Origin of the sequence: Nitrosomonas europaea, from assembly GCF_900167395.1 — a bacterium.
GTDB classification, from domain to species: domain Bacteria; phylum Pseudomonadota; class Gammaproteobacteria; order Burkholderiales; family Nitrosomonadaceae; genus Nitrosomonas; species Nitrosomonas europaea.
Map to the genome: position 1 here is coordinate 1 of NZ_FUWK01000006.1, position 16,377 is coordinate 16,377.

General features: G+C 49.0%; 16 protein-coding genes and 1 pseudogene. 5 read left to right on the forward strand and 12 right to left on the reverse strand.

The window, feature by feature from the left end; genetic code table 11:
• Positions 1-308: pseudogene (locus tag B5D58_RS03470) on the reverse strand (hydroxylamine reductase); the annotation flags it as partial.
• A 306-nt stretch (positions 309-614) separates the two neighbouring features.
• Here B5D58_RS03470 and mnmA point away from each other — a divergent pair.
• Positions 615-1,703, forward strand: a complete 1,089-nt coding sequence (mnmA, locus tag B5D58_RS03475; protein WP_011111572.1) for a tRNA 2-thiouridine(34) synthase MnmA — start codon at positions 615-617, stop codon at positions 1,701-1,703.
• 2 nt (positions 1,704-1,705) lie between these two features.
• Here mnmA and B5D58_RS03480 read toward each other — a convergent pair whose 3' ends face one another.
• Positions 1,706-2,842 (reverse strand): PilT/PilU family type 4a pilus ATPase, encoded by a 1,137-nt coding sequence (locus tag B5D58_RS03480; protein WP_011111573.1) that lies wholly within the window; start codon positions 2,840-2,842, stop codon positions 1,706-1,708.
• 16 nt (positions 2,843-2,858) lie between these two features.
• Positions 2,859-3,902, reverse strand: coding sequence for a type IV pilus twitching motility protein PilT (locus B5D58_RS03485; RefSeq protein WP_011111574.1), 1,044 nt, complete (start codon positions 3,900-3,902; stop codon positions 2,859-2,861).
• 196 nt (positions 3,903-4,098) lie between these two features.
• On the opposite strand from B5D58_RS03485, the gene B5D58_RS03490 reads away from it, so the two are divergent.
• The gene (locus tag B5D58_RS03490; RefSeq protein WP_011111575.1) at positions 4,099-4,815 is read left to right on the forward strand and encodes a YggS family pyridoxal phosphate-dependent enzyme; all 717 of its coding nucleotides are present in this window, start codon (positions 4,099-4,101) and stop codon (positions 4,813-4,815) included.
• Here B5D58_RS03490 and B5D58_RS03495 read toward each other — a convergent pair.
• From B5D58_RS03495 to B5D58_RS03510, 4 genes are read right to left on the reverse strand one after another with little or no spacing between them, the layout of a single operon-like run.
• Positions 4,784-5,053, reverse strand: coding sequence for a YfhL family 4Fe-4S dicluster ferredoxin (locus tag B5D58_RS03495; protein ID WP_011111576.1), 270 nt, complete (start codon positions 5,051-5,053; stop codon positions 4,784-4,786). The two genes, B5D58_RS03490 and B5D58_RS03495, sit on opposite strands and share 32 nt — an antisense overlap.
• A gap of 19 nt (positions 5,054-5,072) precedes the next feature.
• Positions 5,073-5,552 (reverse strand): pantetheine-phosphate adenylyltransferase, encoded by a 480-nt coding sequence (coaD, locus tag B5D58_RS03500; protein WP_011111577.1) that lies wholly within the window; start codon positions 5,550-5,552, stop codon positions 5,073-5,075.
• Positions 5,545-6,096, reverse strand: a complete 552-nt coding sequence (gene rsmD, locus B5D58_RS03505) for a 16S rRNA (guanine(966)-N(2))-methyltransferase RsmD (RefSeq protein WP_011111578.1) — start codon at positions 6,094-6,096, stop codon at positions 5,545-5,547. Before rsmD ends, coaD begins: the two co-directional genes overlap by 8 nt.
• 9 nt (positions 6,097-6,105) lie before the next feature.
• Entirely contained in the window at positions 6,106-7,410 is a 1,305-nt protein-coding gene (locus tag B5D58_RS03510) for a M16 family metallopeptidase (protein WP_011111579.1), read from the reverse strand.
• A 154-nt stretch (positions 7,411-7,564) separates the two neighbouring features.
• On the opposite strand from B5D58_RS03510, the gene B5D58_RS03515 reads away from it, so the two are divergent.
• The 3 genes from B5D58_RS03515 to B5D58_RS03525 all read left to right on the forward strand — a co-directional run bounded on the left by B5D58_RS03515 (position 7,565) and on the right by B5D58_RS03525 (position 9,247).
• Complete coding sequence (locus tag B5D58_RS03515; RefSeq protein ID WP_011111580.1) at positions 7,565-7,984, forward strand: VOC family protein; 420 nt, start codon at positions 7,565-7,567, stop codon at positions 7,982-7,984.
• A gap of 30 nt (positions 7,985-8,014) precedes the next feature.
• Positions 8,015-8,413: a DUF7079 family protein gene (locus B5D58_RS03520; RefSeq protein ID WP_011111581.1), complete on the forward strand. Its 399-nt coding sequence runs from the start codon at positions 8,015-8,017 to the stop codon at positions 8,411-8,413.
• A 174-nt stretch (positions 8,414-8,587) separates the two neighbouring features.
• Entirely contained in the window at positions 8,588-9,247 is a 660-nt protein-coding gene (locus B5D58_RS03525) for a hypothetical protein (RefSeq protein WP_011111582.1), read from the forward strand.
• A 208-nt stretch (positions 9,248-9,455) separates the two neighbouring features.
• Here the strand turns inward: B5D58_RS03525 and B5D58_RS03530 are convergent, their stop codons facing one another.
• The 5 genes from B5D58_RS03530 to B5D58_RS03550 all read right to left on the reverse strand — a co-directional run bounded on the left by B5D58_RS03530 (position 9,456) and on the right by B5D58_RS03550 (position 16,233).
• Positions 9,456-9,803 carry a type II toxin-antitoxin system PemK/MazF family toxin gene (locus B5D58_RS03530; RefSeq protein ID WP_011111583.1) on the reverse strand — a complete coding sequence of 116 codons (348 nt, stop codon included), beginning with the start codon at positions 9,801-9,803 and terminating at the stop codon, positions 9,456-9,458.
• Positions 9,803-10,048, reverse strand: a complete 246-nt coding sequence (locus B5D58_RS03535; RefSeq protein WP_011111584.1) for an AbrB/MazE/SpoVT family DNA-binding domain-containing protein — start codon at positions 10,046-10,048, stop codon at positions 9,803-9,805. Before B5D58_RS03535 ends, B5D58_RS03530 begins: the two co-directional genes overlap by 1 nt.
• 390 nt (positions 10,049-10,438) lie before the next feature.
• Positions 10,439-11,725 carry an ABC transporter ATP-binding protein gene (locus tag B5D58_RS03540; protein ID WP_011111585.1) on the reverse strand — a complete coding sequence of 429 codons (1,287 nt, stop codon included), beginning with the start codon at positions 11,723-11,725 and terminating at the stop codon, positions 10,439-10,441.
• A 27-nt stretch (positions 11,726-11,752) separates the two neighbouring features.
• Positions 11,753-13,495, reverse strand: a complete 1,743-nt coding sequence (locus B5D58_RS03545; protein WP_011111586.1) for an ABC transporter permease — start codon at positions 13,493-13,495, stop codon at positions 11,753-11,755.
• Between the two features lie 326 nt (positions 13,496-13,821).
• A complete protein-coding gene (locus B5D58_RS03550) occupies positions 13,822-16,233 on the reverse strand; it encodes a TonB-dependent siderophore receptor (RefSeq protein ID WP_011111587.1) in 2,412 nt (803 codons plus the stop codon).
• Positions 16,234-16,377: the final 144 nt, after the last annotated feature.

The following is a 16,377-nucleotide window of genomic DNA, read 5'->3' on the forward strand; positions in this document are numbered from 1 at the left end:
CAGTCTTTGCGTTCCGCAACTTCTTTGGGAGATACCGGTGGTTTGTAAAAAGTATTGGGATCCATATATATACTGATCGCTATCGGCTCCCAGTAATCTCCCATCGTCCCTTTCCCCGCTCCATGCGCCGGGTCCTTGTAACGCTTGACCAGCGCTTCATACGTCTCTTTCGGGGTCGCCTTACCTCGATCCAGCTTCAACGCATCATACGTCTCGTCCGGTACCGTCGATATGTCCGCATGAACCACCCCGCACATCATCAACCCCGCACAGAGCAATAAACCCCTCATCCACTCCCCTATTCTCATCTCTCTCCTCCGTAATCTACCTGTTCGTCGGCTTTTACCAGATACAAAACAATAACCGGTTACCCGATCCCTCTCAGGTAACCAGCTTTATCTACTCCTAATCACTTACTACTCATCTTCTCAAGACTACTTCCTCAGCAGGGCTAAGTCAAGATTTTAAAATTACGTATAAAGCAAAAACTTTACCCGTCTTTATTAATGATCAGCCGAAATCACCGGACAAAAAGCAGCAATTTCAGCATCAGATGATTAGTGTTATGTCTGAAGCAAGGTAAAATTGCCAGATGTGTTTTTTCGGTCGATGAAATGAATAAGTCACGTGTAGTTGTTGGCATGTCCGGCGGAGTGGATTCATCCGTTGCCGCTCTGTTACTCAAGCAGCAAGGTTATGATGTAACAGGACTCTTTATGAAAAACTGGGAAGAGGATGATACTGATGAATACTGTTCTTCCCGTCAGGATTTTCTTGACGCCGCCTCCGTAGCAGACATTCTTGATATACCGTTGGAAGTGGTAAATTTTTCAACTGAATACCGAGAACGGGTTTTCAATCTGTTTTTAAAAGAGTATCAGGCAGGGCGCACACCCAATCCGGATGTGCTGTGTAATAGCGAGATCAAGTTCAGAGCATTTCTCGATCATGCACTCAATCTGGGCGCCGATTGGATTGCAACTGGCCATTATGCACAGGTGCATGAAACAGATGGCTTGTTTCAGTTACTCAAGGGTGAAGATGGCAACAAGGACCAGAGTTATTTTCTCTACCGTCTGAATCAGCAACAGCTGTCACACACAATTTTTCCCATTGGCCATCTCTACAAGCGAGAGGTTCGCAAAATCGCGCGTGAACATCGGTTACCCAATTCAACCAAAAAGGACAGCACTGGAATTTGTTTCATTGGTGAACGTCCTTTTCGTGAATTTCTCAACCGATATCTACCTGCCAATCCAGGTGAAATCCATACCCTGGATGACCAAGTCGTGGGAGAACATCTGGGAGTAATGTACTACACCATCGGGCAAAGGCAGGGACTGGGGATTGGTGGCACCCGCCAGGGCAGTGAACAGCCGTGGTTTGTATCAGGAAAGGATATTAAAAAAAATGTGTTATACGTAGTACAAGGACACGACCACCCTGCACTATTGCGTTCTTCGCTGACTGCCGCGGATCTTTCCTGGATCAGCGGTACCCCTCCTCATCAGAACTGGGTTTATGCAGCTAAAATCCGTTATCGTCAAACAGATGCACCCTGCGCAATTACCCACTTTGAACATGACTCCTGTCAGATTGGTTTTGCAGCGCCACAATGGGGAATCACACCCGGACAATCGGTAGTAGTCTACGAAAGCAAAGTTTGTCTGGGTGGCGGCGTAATTATCGGCAGCAATGACTAATATCAGGTAATCGTCAGATGTTCGATATTCGTCTCTGCACTGATTTTCCGGGCTTCTGATCCGTGCAATTTGATTTGCAGCCTCAATTCATTCATGGAATCAGCATTACGAAGCGCATCTTCATAGGAAATTGTGCCATTCTCATAGAGTTCAAACAGCGCCATATCAAAAGTTTGCATCCCCAGTTCACTTGATTTTTTCATTATTTCCTTGATTTCATGCACATTTCCCTTGAATATCAGATCAGAAATCAGTGGAGAATTGAGCATTACTTCGATTGCCGCAGCACGCCCGCTGCCTGATTTTTTGGGAATCAGCCTTTGCGCGACCAATGCCCGCATATTCAGTGACAGGTCCATCAGCAACTGAGCACGCCGTTCTTCCGGGAAGAAATTAATAATGCGATCAAGCGCCTGATTGGCGCTGTTTGCATGCAGGGTACCCATACACAAATGCCCGGTCTCAGCAAAGGCAATGGCGTGCTCCATTGTTTCTCGATCCCGGATTTCACCAATCAGAATGACATCGGGCGCCTGCCGCAATGTATTCTTCAATGCAGCTTCCCACGATTCCGTATCAACTCCGACTTCCCGCTGGGTAACGACACAATTGATATGTTCATGTACAAATTCAACCGGATCTTCAATAGTGATGATATGGCCATGGCTATTCTGGTTGCGATGGCCAATCAGTGCCGCCATCGAGGTGGATTTTCCCGAACCGGTTCCACCGACAAAAATCACCAGACCACGTTTGCTCATGACGACTTCTTTCAGAACCTGCGGCAGCCCAAGATCATCGAAATTTGGAATCTTCGTGGTGATCGTCCGCAAAACGATTCCTGTTCGTTGCTGTTGTACGAAAGTATTGACGCGAAAACGGCCGATTCCTTCCGGATGAATTGCAAAATTACATTCCTTACTGGACTCGAACTCCACCGCCTGTTTATCGTTCATGATGGCACGCGCCAGCGCTGCAGTATGGGCAGAAGAAAGTAGCTGCTGTGTGACAGGTGTCATTTTGCCGTCTATCTTCATTGCCGGAGGATAACCGGCCGTAATGAACAAATCTGAAGCCTTTTTACTAAGCATCAGCCGCAGTAAATCATGCATAAATTTGAGTGCCTGTTCTTTTTCCATAATAAATTCTGTCCGCTCAACCACGGAAATTATCTTTGTTCATAGCTTTGGTACGCGCTTCTACCGCTGAAATGACGCCACGCTTCACCAGATCTGTCAGATTCTGATCGAGTGTTTGCATCCCGACTCCCTGACCAGTCTGGATAGCCGAATACATTTGCGCTACTTTTCCTTCCCGGATAAGGTTACGGATAGCCGGTGTACCGATCATGATTTCATGAGCAGCCACCCGACCCTTACCATCCTTTGTTTTCAGCAGTGCCTGAGAAATAACGGCACGCAGCGATTCGGACAGCATCGCACGCACCATTTCCTTCTCCTCCGCCGGAAACACATCAATAATCCTGTCGATGGTCTTGGCAGCCGAACTGGTATGCAGCGTACCAAAAACCAGATGACCGGTTTCCGCCGCAGTCATGGCCAGACGAATTGTCTCCAGATCCCGCATTTCGCCCACCAGAATGATGTCCGGATCTTCCCTCAAAGCCGCACGCAGAGCATTGCTGAAACTGTGTGTATCTCGCCCGACCTCCCGCTGATTGATCAGACATTTCTTGCTTTCGTGTACAAATTCGATCGGGTCCTCCAGAGTCAGTATGTGGCCATACTGGTTCTCATTGATGTCATTGACCATGGCTGCAAGCGTGGTGGATTTACCGGATCCGGTCGGTCCCGTAACAAGCACCACACCGCGTGGTTGTTGCGCAATTTCAGCAAATATTTTTGGCGCCTTCAGTTCTTCGAGTGTCAGCACTCTGGACGGAATGGTACGCAGCACCGAAGCTGCTCCCCGCTGAGTATTGAAAGCGTTGACACGAAAACGTGCCAGATCGGGGATAGCAAACGAAAAATCGCACTCCAGATGTTCTTCATAATGCTTGCGCTGACTATCGTTCATAATGTCATACACCATGTCATGCACGTCCTTGTGCTCCAGCGCAGGGAGATTGATGCGCCGAATTTCCCCGTGCACCCGGATCATAGGTGGCATACCGGCAGACAAATGAAGATCGGAAGCGTTATTCTTGACCACAAATGAGAGTAACTCTACTATATTCATCCGGTGTGTTCCTTTGGCCACGTTGAATGTTGATCGGTTGATACCGGCTGCTGGTAATGTTTTCTGACCCCAGACAGTCGGCTGATCTAACTAGAACGGAAAAAACTGGCCGGGATTAAATATATTTCCGGAATACCGGTAAATTTTCTGGCAGTAATATCGGATCACCCGTTTCTTCAATTTCACTTATCCAACCATGACCACAATCGCCTCACGCCTGCAGAATGTCAAAAACCGTATCATTGAAGCCGCAAAAAAAGCGGGGCGTGATCCGGAAAGCGTTCAGCTGCTGGCAGCCAGCAAAACCAATACGCCGGATAAACTGCGTGAAGCCTGGGAAGCAGGGCAAACCGTATTCGGTGAAAATTACCTGCAGGAAGGTCTGGTCAAAATCCGCGCACTGTCAGACCTGCCAATCGAATGGCATTTCATCGGTCCGATTCAAAGCAACAAAACCAAACTGATTGCCGAGAATTTTTCCTGGGTACACGGAATCGATCGGGAAAAAATCGCAACCCGCCTTTCAGCAGCACGGCCGGAATCGTTACCACCGCTGCAAGTCTGTGTGCAGGTAAATGTAAGTGGAGAAATCACCAAGAGTGGAGTGGATCCGGAAAAAGCTGCGGAATTGGCCGCCTTCGTCAGCGAGCAGCCACGCCTTCAGTTACGCGGAATCATGGCGGTTCCGGAACTCACTGCCGTAACCGCACTGCAACGTGAACAGTTTCAGATGATGCGGGAAGTTTACGAACAATTGCAGCAGCAAGGTTTCAATCTGGATACGTTGTCAATGGGAATGTCGGAAGATCTGGAAAATGCCATCGCAGAAGGCGCCACGATGGTAAGAATAGGCACCGCGATTTTTGGTCCGCGGCGTTACGCTATCCCTGAGGAACTCGGTTCGCGCCAGTAGTCAGAAACTGGTATTTCTCCATCAGTTGCTCGCGATTCTCAACCCTGTCCGGATCACCCACGATGCAACTGACCGGACAAACTTCCACGCATTGTGGCGTATTGTAATGTCCCACACATTCTGTACACAGATCCGAGTCAATTTCGTAAATTTCCTCACCCTGTGAAATTGCCCGGTTAGGACATTCGGGTTCACACACGTCACAATTGATACACTCATCGGTAATAATCAGCGCCATTTCTTTCACTCTCCAGTATTCATTTTTTTCGCTTTTCATAAAGCCGTTCAGCTACGAGCGGGTGCACAAACTTGCTTGCGTCCCCGCCGAGACGTGCGATTTCACGCACGATAGTGGCTGAAATAAACATATATTGCTCCGATGGCGTCAGAAAAATGGTTTCCACATCAGGATACAAACTGCGGTTCATCCCTGCCAGCTGAAACTCGTACTCGAAATCGGATACTGCCCGCAAACCGCGCACAATGACATGCGCCTGCTGCTGCCGGGTAAATTCCATCAGCAGACCGGAAAATCCCGTTACTTCAACGTTGGCATATTCGGCCAGAACTGCTCTGGCCATTTCCACTCGCTCTTCCAGTGAAAAACAGGGAGATTTTCCGCTGTTGGCAGCAACCGCGACAACTACCTGATCAAATAATCTCGACGCACGCTGGATCAGATCTTCATGTCCCCGTGTAATCGGATCAAAAGTACCAGGGTAAATAACTTTATCCATCAGGATTAAGACTCAACAAACAGTAATGAACATGACTTGCCCGGCCCTGTTTCCAGATCGACCAGGTATCATCCGGCAGCAGCTTGTCGCTGCTTTCAACATAAACCACACCCTCTTCCTCCAACTTTGCTGGCAATAATGGCAATACTTCAGCCAGCAACCCGGATTTAAACGGAGGATCAACAAAAATGACATCATAGCGCTCTGAATTAGCAGTAAGAAACATCCGGGCATCAACGTGCTCAAGCTTTACCTGTGAAGCGCCCAGCTTCTCGATCGAGCAGTGGAGATTGCGAACAGCTTTCATGTTCTGCTCGATCATGGTCACCTGTTTCGCGCCTCGCGAAGCAGCTTCAAATCCCAGTGCACCGCTGCCGGCAAACAGATCCAGACAGATTTTTCCTGTCAGATCCTGCCCCAGCCAGTTGAACAATGTTTCCCGAACACGATCAGGTGTCGGCCGGAGCAGCTCATCATCGGCAAACTGAATCAACCTGCTGCGCCACTGGCCACCAATAATACGGATTCTATCTGCCTTCACCATGCAAAAGCGTTAGTCTGCCGCACCCACGACTACCGTTACCATACCGGCCGGATCAATCCGGCGTTTAAATGCATCCCTGATCTGCGCGACAGTCACCTTTTCCACCGCCTTGACATAATCTTCCAGATAAGTCAGCGGCAAATCATAAAAACCGATAACCCCAAGATATCCGAGAATTTTCTGATTACTGTCGATACGCAAAGGAAACCCTCCCACGATATTCTGCCTGGCAGCTTGCAACTCTTCTTCGGTCGGTCCCTGTTCAACGAAATCCCTGAGCGTTTTCTGTGTCAACTGCAAGGCCTGTTCCGCCTGTTCCTTTTTTGTCTGCAAACCGATTTCAAATGGCCCTTTTTCCTGATATGGCGCAAACGTACTGTAAACACTATATGCCAGCCCGCGCGTTTCACGAATTTCATTCATCAATCGGGAAACGAACCCACCCCCTCCCAGAATGTAATTACCCACCAGTAGAGGAAAATAATCAGGATCCTTACGACTCAACCCGGGGTAGGCAATCTGGATATGACTTTGCGTGGCCGGATGAGCAATCTTCTGGATGATCGGAACAGGCTTTTCTACAGGTGGCAAAGTTTTATACGTTTTCCCAGTCGGCAGATTTCTGGTCAGCATCTCTGCGATACGGGCAGCTTCATCCCGTTTGATATCCCCTATCATTGCAATGATTGCATTGCCAGCTGTGTAATGCGCACGGTAAAAATCAACCAGATCCTGCCGCCGCAACGCTGCAAGCGCATCCGGTTCTCCCGACTCACGCAAACCATAAGGATGCTTGCCATACAGCAATTTCATCAGTGTCCGGTCAGCAATGACCTCTGGTTTGGTATCCGCTTCCTTGAGGGCTGCGATAATACGAGCACGTTCCCGTTCCAGAATCTTTTCAAGAAATTCAGGGCGTTGAACGATCTGTGCCAAAACATCCAGCGCACGCACGCGCTCCTGCTGATGGCTCAACGTCCGCAGTGACAGTCCTGCCCGATCCAGATCAAATGTTCCACCCAGCCTCGCTCCGACATCCGCCAGTGTCTCGGCAATCCGATCTTCTGACAGATCACCTGCCCCCATACTCATCAGCCGTTGCACCAGTCCGGCGCGGCCGGAAGTTTCTGCCGTATCGGTACTGCTGCCTGCCGGAAATTCAATACTGAGATCGAGTATTGGCAAATCATGATTCTCGACGAAATAGACCTGCGCCCCGTTGGCTGTCTGCCAGTGCTGAATCGGCAAGAACGCCAGCGCCCACTGCGCATACAACCCCACCCAGAACATGATCAAAAACTGTAGAAATCGCATATACCCTCTTACCGTAAATTAAGCATCCAATGCATGAAACATTGTATGCCAATGCAGGATAAATCAAAGATCCCTTAACAATCAAACTGCCAGATTCATCGAAAAAGGTTTACGATAAGCAAACCAGATTGATACCAGCTGAAAGGAGAACACAATGACTACCCCATATGTTCAACCTTACCTGTTTTTCGGCGGTCGCTGTGAAGAGGCACTCGAATTCTACCGTACCACCCTCGGCGCGCAGGTGGATATGCTCATGCGCCACAAAGAAAGCCCGGAGTCGCCACCGCCCGGAATGCTTGCACCCGGCTTTGAAAACAAAATCATGCACGCCTCTTTTCACATCGGTGCAACCACGCTGATGGCTTCCGACGGATGCGGAGAAGACAGTCATTTCGATGGCTTCTCACTTTCTCTGACTGTACCGACGGAGGCTGAGGCCGATCGCACATTTGCCGCTCTCGCCGAAGGCGGTCAGGTACGTATGCCACTCACGAAGACTTTCTGGTCATCACGTTTTGGTATGCTTACCGACCGCTTCGGTATCAGCTGGATGATCACTGTCCAGGAATGACGGTTTTATTTCAGGCACCCAAAACACGCCATGCTGTCCATCAAGCCAGCCGCTGAAGACCTCGCTGCCCGCCAGCCTGTATGGGAAGCACTGTCGGACATGTTCCTCGATACGGATACCTCTCTCTCACGGCAGTGGCGTGCCGATCAGCTTGCCAGATCACCTTACTCGATCGATCAGCTCGAGTTCATCCTCATAAACGAGGTATACCCGATATGCAAATACAACCTCCTGTCAGTGGCAGGTGAGTGGGCCGGATTCGATCCAGAGTGGCTGAAGGAAAAAATCCTTCGTCACCTGGGTTCCCGGTTCCGGTTCTTGCATACGCTGAACCTGGGGTGCTTCACCGTGCATGCTTCAGTTGAATGGCATGCGACCAGGCATGCCATCCTCGCGGCTCGCAGTATTGGCACAAAGAATACAACCTGACACCCTTCACTCAACCAGATGCACATCTGTCAGGTACTGAAATTCATTTTGTGTATCCGATATCCATCTATGCCGTAAACAAATAAACCACCCAAAACGCAGAACTAAACAAAGATTTCACTTCGTTTTATTACCCGTTGAATCAAGCCTGGTGTTAAATATTAAGGAAGTTTTATGAAAAACATCGTAGCGCTACTAACCGTTTTTATCTTGTTTATGACTCAGTCAGCCAGCGCCGAGCTATACGATCCAGACGAAGTCCAGGTATATATCGTTCCAATGATTGACTTTCCCGAACCAGCCGCAGCGCAGTTATCGAAAATTCTATCTGATGATATGAAAATATGGGTAAAAAGCAGTGTCCGGCTGGGCGATTTAGAAGCTGCTACCTTGCCTGGAACAAGACAATTGTCTGGAGACAGCATCATTGAAAAATCTTATCCAATAGTCACAAAATTGCCAGGATCATCTAAAAACACGATGTATGTTCTTCTTACAACGAGAGATATCAACTCGGAAACCGGTGCTTTCCGATTTCAATTCTCAATGCATCACTCGGAAATGAGGGTTTCAGTTGTATCAATGGCCAGAATGATTGAATTTATAGACGGTAAACCGGTAGTTAATCACCTTGTACTTAACAGGCTTTATAAGATGTGCAAGCGTGCAATTGGTGAGCAGTATTTTGGATGGAAACGGTCAACCGATATAAACGACATTATGTATTCACCGATAATGGGAATGCCTGATTTAGACAGAATAGGGATACACCATAAGGAAAACGATGATGAGAATGAAGTAGAACCAGTTGATAAAAACAGGATATCAATATAATAAATATAAATATTTACTGGCAAAAACAGAGTTGAATGAACAAATACAAATGGCCGACAGAACCAATCCTGCTGGCACATTGAGAAAGACGCTGGGAAACAGTAGTTCAGCACATTAACTGCGCTTATCAACGCAGGATTACGCCAGGCGAAAACCCAAGTACAGTTTGCTGAATAAAATAGGGGCTTTCGCCTGTTTTCGGGGGGGTCTATTCAAACAGAATAGCCTCTACCCTGGCCAGGACTTCATCAAGAATATGCTGCGGTACACTTTCCTTGAAACGCACATTCCGCACTTGCCAATCCAAAGACTTCAACTGGTGGCAATGTACCGCACCTTGAGTGTCAGTTCCTGCTCCCATCAAGGTGACCACAGTCCCGTAGGTACGGGCAGCAGCGGCAGCACCCTGAGAAATCGGGCAGATCATTGCCAGTCCTCGCTGGTTAAAAAGCTTACCGCTTAAAATAAGGCCAAAGTGAGGGCCTTTTATCTCCCGGCCGGAGGATGGATCAAAATCAAGATGTACGATGTCGCCACGGTTCGGCAGGTATGTCATCAGCTGTCTTCCAGTCCGACGGGAGACATTTCATCCCAGCCTTCAACACGCGGCAATCCCTTCGGCATTTCCGCCATCAGGTCAGCCAGCTTGTAACGCGGTCGAGCCGGTGCTTCGACGATCATCTTCTTCCCGTGAAGATGAAGCTCAACCTGAGAACCTTCACTCAGCCCGTTCTGTTCGATAAAAGACTTGGGCACTGTCATGACAAGTGAACCACCGGCCTTGCGTAAAGTTTGAAGCATAGCAACCTCCTGTTTATCATAAAGTCCTATTTTAGTATAACTTAATGTTTTATTAAAGTAGGATTATTCAGTGTAATAGGAAAGAGATTACTATTCACCACGATCAGAAACTCCTCAAGGAACCTCTGATCAAGTTCTCCATGAGCCGCATTGCAGGCAAAATCGTGATGATCACAAGAAGCACGACGAAGGTCGTAGCTATTCTACGATACCGAGGAGTGCGACACAGTGAGCGCATGATTTTGCCGCAACCCTTTGGGGCACTGGTTTTACAGACGAACTGCAGCGTTGAGTTCGTTGTGAAGGGGCCAACCATTCACTGCCTCACTCGCCTTGCATTTCATCCGCAAAACGCAGTGTGCAGCCATGTGGGACTTGATCAGAGGTTCCTTAAGGATTATCCAGACTGAAAACCTGTTTCTCATCGTCGTATGAAAAAATCTCTGCGTAGCGCCCCAGGGCAATAATGGTACGCAAGGTCTGCACGGCCGCAGCAGGCGGCATATAGTCCTCCAGTTCATCTGCGAACCGGCTCCACGGCGCCTGGTGTACTGGCCGTTCATCGAGTACCCGTCGGATATGAGCTGCCAGCGCAACATAGGTCAGCAGATGGCGGGCAAAGAGGTGCTTGCGCCGGTCAGTATCGAAATCGGCAAACTGTCGTCCTTCCGTGGTCAGCCTGATATCGCCCCCTGCCACTTCGGCAAAGCGCAGCATCTGCAGCGTCTCGGCTACTGGAAATAACTCATCGATCTCCATATGCAAAGACGAGGCAATCACAGGAAGATCTGCTTCCCCATTGTAAGGAGCGGCTGCTACCGCTTCGAGCAGGCCGGACAATGAATTCGAGGATACATGAGGCAGAATTGTCCCGATACCCGTTCCCGGAAAATATTCTGTTCGTCTACCAGCGGGAACCGAAGCTGACCGGGTTGTCATTTCTACATAGATACGCTCGACCAGATCGCGGAATGCCGGATCGAGACGCGCGCGCGGGTGCGGCAGTTCAACTTTGATCTCATTGAGAATACGGCCAGGATTACTGCCGAAAATAAGAATACGATCGCACATCAGCACAGCTTCCTCAATATTGTGCGTGACAAGGATCACCCCCTTGATGGGAAGCTGGCCTTCTGACCAGAGATCGAGAAAGTCGGTACGCAGCGTCTCCGCCGTCAACACATCGAGTGCCGAGAACGGCTCATCCATGAGCAGGATATTGGGATGAACAACCAATGCGCGTGCAAAACCCACACGCTGGCGCATGCCACCCGATAATTCACGCGGATAGGCTGATTCGAAGCCATCAAGCCCGATCAGATCGATCGCCTCGATTGCGCGCCGGTGTAACTCGCCGGTTGAAAGTCCCAGTGCTTCCAGACCCAGTTGCACGTTCTCCAGCACGGTCAACCAGGGAAACAGAGCAAACCCCTGAAATACCATGGCAATACCCGGTGGTGGCGCTGTTACTTCATTACCGTGATAAATAACGGAGCCGGCCGATGGCGGCGTAAGCCCGGCAATCGACCTCAACAATGTGGATTTACCCGAACCCGAACGACCCAGCAAACCGATGATTTCGCCTTCACCCAGCGTGAAATCGATTCCATCGAGCACGAGTAACTCGCTGCCATCCGGTTTGCGAAATGACTTGCGAACACCACGGATATCCAGCAATGGGGCAATGTCGATGTGAATCTCCTTTCAGCCTAGGCGGAATTTGCGTTCGGCCAGTATATAGAGCGGGCGCCAGAACAGACGATTGATAAGGACAACGAACGCACTCATGACCGCAATCCCGAGAACGATACGATGAAAATCGCCGGCTGCAGTCGCCTCTGCGATATAGGCACCGAGGCCATTCGCCTTCAGGGTAGTGTCTCCCCAGTTGGCAAGTTCCGCGACGATGCTGGCATTCCATGATCCACCGGAAGCAGTGACAGCACCTGTCATGTAAAAGGGAAATACCGCTGGTAACGCGATACGCCGCCACCACAACCAGCCCCGGACGCCAAGATTAATCCCGATATCCCGCAGCTCACCCGGAATGGTCGATGCGCCTGCAATGACGTTAAACAGGATATACCACTGCGTACCAAGAATCATCAATGGGCTTAGCCAGATATCCGGATCGAGCCGCAACACCACTATCCCCGACACTGCCAGCGGAAACAACAGATTGGCAGGAAATGCCGCCATAAACTGGGTGACCGGCTGGATGATACGCGCTGCCGCCGGATGCAATCCGATCCAGACCCCGACTGGTACCCAAATGACACTGGCGACCGCAATCAGGACAAAGACTCGCACCATGGTCACACAACCCAAAAAAACAGTCGTTCCGACCTCATCCGGTGTTACACCCTGCAAGACAAAAACTGTAATTTTCCACATGCTAACAGCACAAATAACAGCAATTGCACCGTACCATAGCCAGTCGAGCCACGAAATCACGCCCGACCCCATAGTGTTCCGGGCAGTCCGGGCCAGTTCCCGAGAAGCTCCATCATTCCCTGCCCGATAAGTCCATCGCCACATCCTGACCAGTGGCACAACAGCCATTGCCACCCAGCGTGACCGGCGCAGCGCCATCAACACCCAGGAACGCGGCGGATTTCTATCTGCTTCCTGTTCGAAGCGAAAGCGATCCACCCAGGCCACAAGCGGTCTGAACAGAAGCTGGTCGTAAATCAGAATCACGATGAGCATGACTGCGATCGCCCGGCCGACCGCCCCAAGATCACGCTGGTCAATAGCCAGCGCGATATATGAACCAATGCCCGGCAGTGTGACAACCGTGTTCCCCACGCTGATTGCTTCAGAAGCAACGACGAAAAACCAGCCGGCCGACATCGACATCATCATATTCCACACGAGTGCCGGCATCGCAAAAGGTACTTCAAGCTTCCAGAAGCGCATCCATGGACTGAGCCGGAAAGAACGTGATGCTTCGACAAGTTCAGTCGGAACTGTGCGCAGCGACTGGTAGAAACTGAATGCCATGTTCCAGGCCTGACTGGTAAAAATGGCAAAGATGGCAACCAGCTCGGCACCCAGCATTCTTCCGGGAGCGAACGACATGAAAAAAACCACCGTAACTGAAATAAAGCCAAGTATCGGTACAGACTGGAGAATATCGAGCAACGGGATAAGAACCTGCCCGGCACGCCGGCTCTTGGCAGCCCAGGTAGCATAGGTGAACGTAAAAATCAGCGACAGTACCATTGCTGCAAGCATCCTGAGCGACGTGCGTAGCACATATTCCGGCAGACCCGATGGTTCAAGACTGATAACAGTCTCCCCCGGTCCGGCCAGAGGCTGCATGAGATCGCGACTTGTCTGGGCGAGAAAAACCACCATGCCAAGCACCAGCAATACGGCAACGAGATCCCAGAATATCGCTGAAAAACGATGAGATAATCTGGCTGACGCGTGCTGTGTCTTCATCTTCACCCTTTCACGACTGCTGCGCCGGTATATTCCGTTTACACTGAATGACAACAGGGTAACACCCCGGACCAGCCTCACCGGTTGATTATTACGAGAACAGTTTTAACACCTGATGCAGTGAGATTGAGATATACGTCGATTGACGAACTGAGGCAGGAATATTCCGAGCTGTTATGGGCTGATACCGGAGATCAGAATTCGGTTTCAGGATAGTCCGCCATACTTCCAAGAGTCTGTTCCGGCCTGCCTGAGTTTATTCGCCACACAACAGGCAAGCCGGTTTGAAACAGAACACATACCTGTTGGTATATGCCGGGATAACGCTAAAACATCATACTGACAGAAAATGCTACTGTTCTTGGCACACCTAAATAATTAGCATTTTGCCAGTAGTTTTTACCGGTTAGATTAATGACGTTCAGGCGTACTACCAGTGACTTATTCAGTACACGAGTCGCGTATCGTGCTCCGACATCATACAGGGTATAGCTGGGAATTTTATCAGTGTTGGTAGTATTACCATACTGTTCACCAGTATAGTAAATACCACCGGTCAGGCTAAACCCTGGGATCCATGGCAGCGCATATTCTGCGTAAATTTTGCCCATTCTGGATGCAGCATTGACTGGTTTTTTACCTTCGAGAGCAGGGTTATTGGATTTTTCTACATTGATATCCATCAGCGTGCCGCCCCCTATGATAGTCAGATTGTCAGTTACTTTTCCAGTCAGAACCAGTTCCACGCCGTTATGCACCTGCAGACCATCCTGCACGTAAGTGGGGATGGGTGTTGCATTATCTGAATATTGATTGGCTTTTTCAATCCGGAATAGCGCAGCACTCAATAATAAATTAGGATTGATATCGTATTTCAGACCTACTTCATACTGCTTGCTGACCAATGAAGGTAGCACTGTTCCACGATTGGCATAGGTATTACCTACTATTAAGCCAGCTTCAAGTGCTTCCATATAGGAAGCATAGGTGGTTACCTCTTCAATTGGTTTGTATAGCAATGAAACAGTGGGAGTCAGTTTAGATTTATCATATTTGATGACATTATTCCCAGGATAAGATGATTTATTTATCGCGGTAGCGTAATTAAATCCAACCATTGCAGACCATTGATCATTGAAGATAATATTGTCACCTATCAGAACATTATCATATCGGGCTACATAAACGGATATCATTGACGTATCTCCGGAAGATCGCCAACTGGGTTCTGGGATATGCTTGAGTGCACTTAGTGAAAAGCTGGTTGTGCCAGTCTGGGACTCTTCTCCAGCGACAGTGCGAAAATAATCATAAAAAGTAGAGGAGTAACCTAGAGTCAGCTTGTGGTCGACAGAAAAAGTTGAAAAGCGGGTATCCAAGTAAATATAGCCCCCATAATTTTCATGTTTTTCCCGAGGGTAGTTTACCGTTCTGGGAATAAAGGTTCTATCTACCTGTTCATTTAAAGATATTTGATCAGCTCTCAGATTAGCATATTGATAGGAAAAAGCGCTTCTAATGGTGAGATACTTACTGGGATCCCAGCGCAGGCTGGTATAAGCCTTATGACTTTCCAGATCATTGGATGCCCATTTTGGAGAATAGCGTTTGCTGGTATCAATAAAAATCCTTTCCACTATATTATTAAATATAGGTTGTGTCGCTTCTTTTCTGTAGTCGTTATAGGTATATTTGATGTCAGCATAAAGAGTATCGGTAAGATGGCCATCCAGCACAATGTTGGCTACTTTCTGGTTTACCGGTTCACCGATGGCGGTATCTCCGCCCTGATAGAGCAGATTAGCCCGATAACCAAAGCGGCCCTGGTCATCAAATTTTCCGCCGATATCGGCATGGCCATAAAATTGGGTGCCGCCATAATTACCAAATGTCAACCTTCTAAGCGGGGTATCGGTAGAGTTTTTAGTCACATAGTTGACGGCTCCACCTACTCTGCCACCACCGTAGAGAAAGCCTGAGGTTCCACTGAGAATTTCAACCCGATCGATCTCGACTACTGATACCGCAGAACCGGTCCTAAAGGCAAGTGGTATGCCATCGAAAACGGGATTAATTGTTTCAAATCCACGTATCCTGACGAGAGGCAGACCAGTTATATTCTGGATGGCCGGTTCCTGAGTCAACGGGTTCATTTTGAAGATCTGGCCCATGTTCTGAGCATTGACATTTTCGATCAGATCAGAAGGAACGACACTCATCGAATAAGGGGTATCGCGCAAACTGCGCTTACCCCATGGGCCAATACTGCTGATATCGCTGACCCGGTAACCTTCTTCCACTGTACCTTGCTTCAAGGTATCAGCCGATGCACTCACCGTCATCAGCGGTAATGTCTGGCCGGTTATGACTGGCGTTTGCGGGCGCAGCCTGAAGCCACCCTCCACCCGTTTGCTGGCTTCCAGTCCAGTACCTGTCAGCAATACATTCAGAGCTTCCAGTACGGTAAAACTGCCATGGATGCCGGAGCTGCGTTTACCGGCAATTTCACTTTCCGTATACGAGATCATGACGCCGTTCGCCTGGCCGAAACTGACCAGCACACTTTTCAGTGTACCGGCTGGTATTGCATAGGTTTGACGACCTGCTTCACTCTGAGCCTGCGCCGGGATTGCCGATAATATGAGGGCTGTACCCAATATGAAAAACACCAGGCGCGTGATAAGCACACAGGATTTGCAGACCGGAAATAGGGTAGAACGGTGGTGATGCGGATTCATGCGAAGTTTCCTTTCTCAGTTAAAAAATGTGGCACTTACCTGATTTGCCACGCGAGAAAGAAAAACCCCTCAATTTTGCTGAAATTTAATTGTGAAAGTTGGTGCTATAGCCGAATTAGTCAATCCAGCCCGGAAAATACAGGA

Excerpts from the sequence above, each read along its gene's own strand:
- mnmA (WP_011111572.1), top strand. The coding sequence starts at position 615 with ATGAATAAGTCACGTGTAGTTGTTGGCATGTCCGGCGGAGTGGATTCA.
- B5D58_RS03480 (WP_011111573.1), bottom strand. The coding sequence starts at position 2,842 with ATGGAAAAAGAACAGGCACTCAAATTTATGCATGATTTACTGCGGCTG.
- B5D58_RS03485 (WP_011111574.1), bottom strand. The coding sequence starts at position 3,902 with ATGAATATAGTAGAGTTACTCTCATTTGTGGTCAAGAATAACGCTTCC.
- B5D58_RS03490 (WP_011111575.1), top strand. The coding sequence starts at position 4,099 with ATGACCACAATCGCCTCACGCCTGCAGAATGTCAAAAACCGTATCATT.
- B5D58_RS03495 (WP_011111576.1), bottom strand. The coding sequence starts at position 5,053 with ATGGCGCTGATTATTACCGATGAGTGTATCAATTGTGACGTGTGTGAA.
- coaD (WP_011111577.1), bottom strand. The coding sequence starts at position 5,552 with ATGGATAAAGTTATTTACCCTGGTACTTTTGATCCGATTACACGGGGA.
- rsmD (WP_011111578.1), bottom strand. The coding sequence starts at position 6,096 with ATGGTGAAGGCAGATAGAATCCGTATTATTGGTGGCCAGTGGCGCAGC.
- B5D58_RS03510 (WP_011111579.1), bottom strand. The coding sequence starts at position 7,410 with ATGCGATTTCTACAGTTTTTGATCATGTTCTGGGTGGGGTTGTATGCG.
- B5D58_RS03515 (WP_011111580.1), top strand. The coding sequence starts at position 7,565 with ATGACTACCCCATATGTTCAACCTTACCTGTTTTTCGGCGGTCGCTGT.
- B5D58_RS03520 (WP_011111581.1), top strand. The coding sequence starts at position 8,015 with ATGCTGTCCATCAAGCCAGCCGCTGAAGACCTCGCTGCCCGCCAGCCT.
- B5D58_RS03525 (WP_011111582.1), top strand. The coding sequence starts at position 8,588 with ATGAAAAACATCGTAGCGCTACTAACCGTTTTTATCTTGTTTATGACT.
- B5D58_RS03530 (WP_011111583.1), bottom strand. The coding sequence starts at position 9,803 with ATGACATACCTGCCGAACCGTGGCGACATCGTACATCTTGATTTTGAT.
- B5D58_RS03535 (WP_011111584.1), bottom strand. The coding sequence starts at position 10,048 with ATGCTTCAAACTTTACGCAAGGCCGGTGGTTCACTTGTCATGACAGTG.
- B5D58_RS03545 (WP_011111586.1), bottom strand. The coding sequence starts at position 13,495 with ATGAAGACACAGCACGCGTCAGCCAGATTATCTCATCGTTTTTCAGCG.
- B5D58_RS03550 (WP_011111587.1), bottom strand. The coding sequence starts at position 16,233 with ATGAATCCGCATCACCACCGTTCTACCCTATTTCCGGTCTGCAAATCC.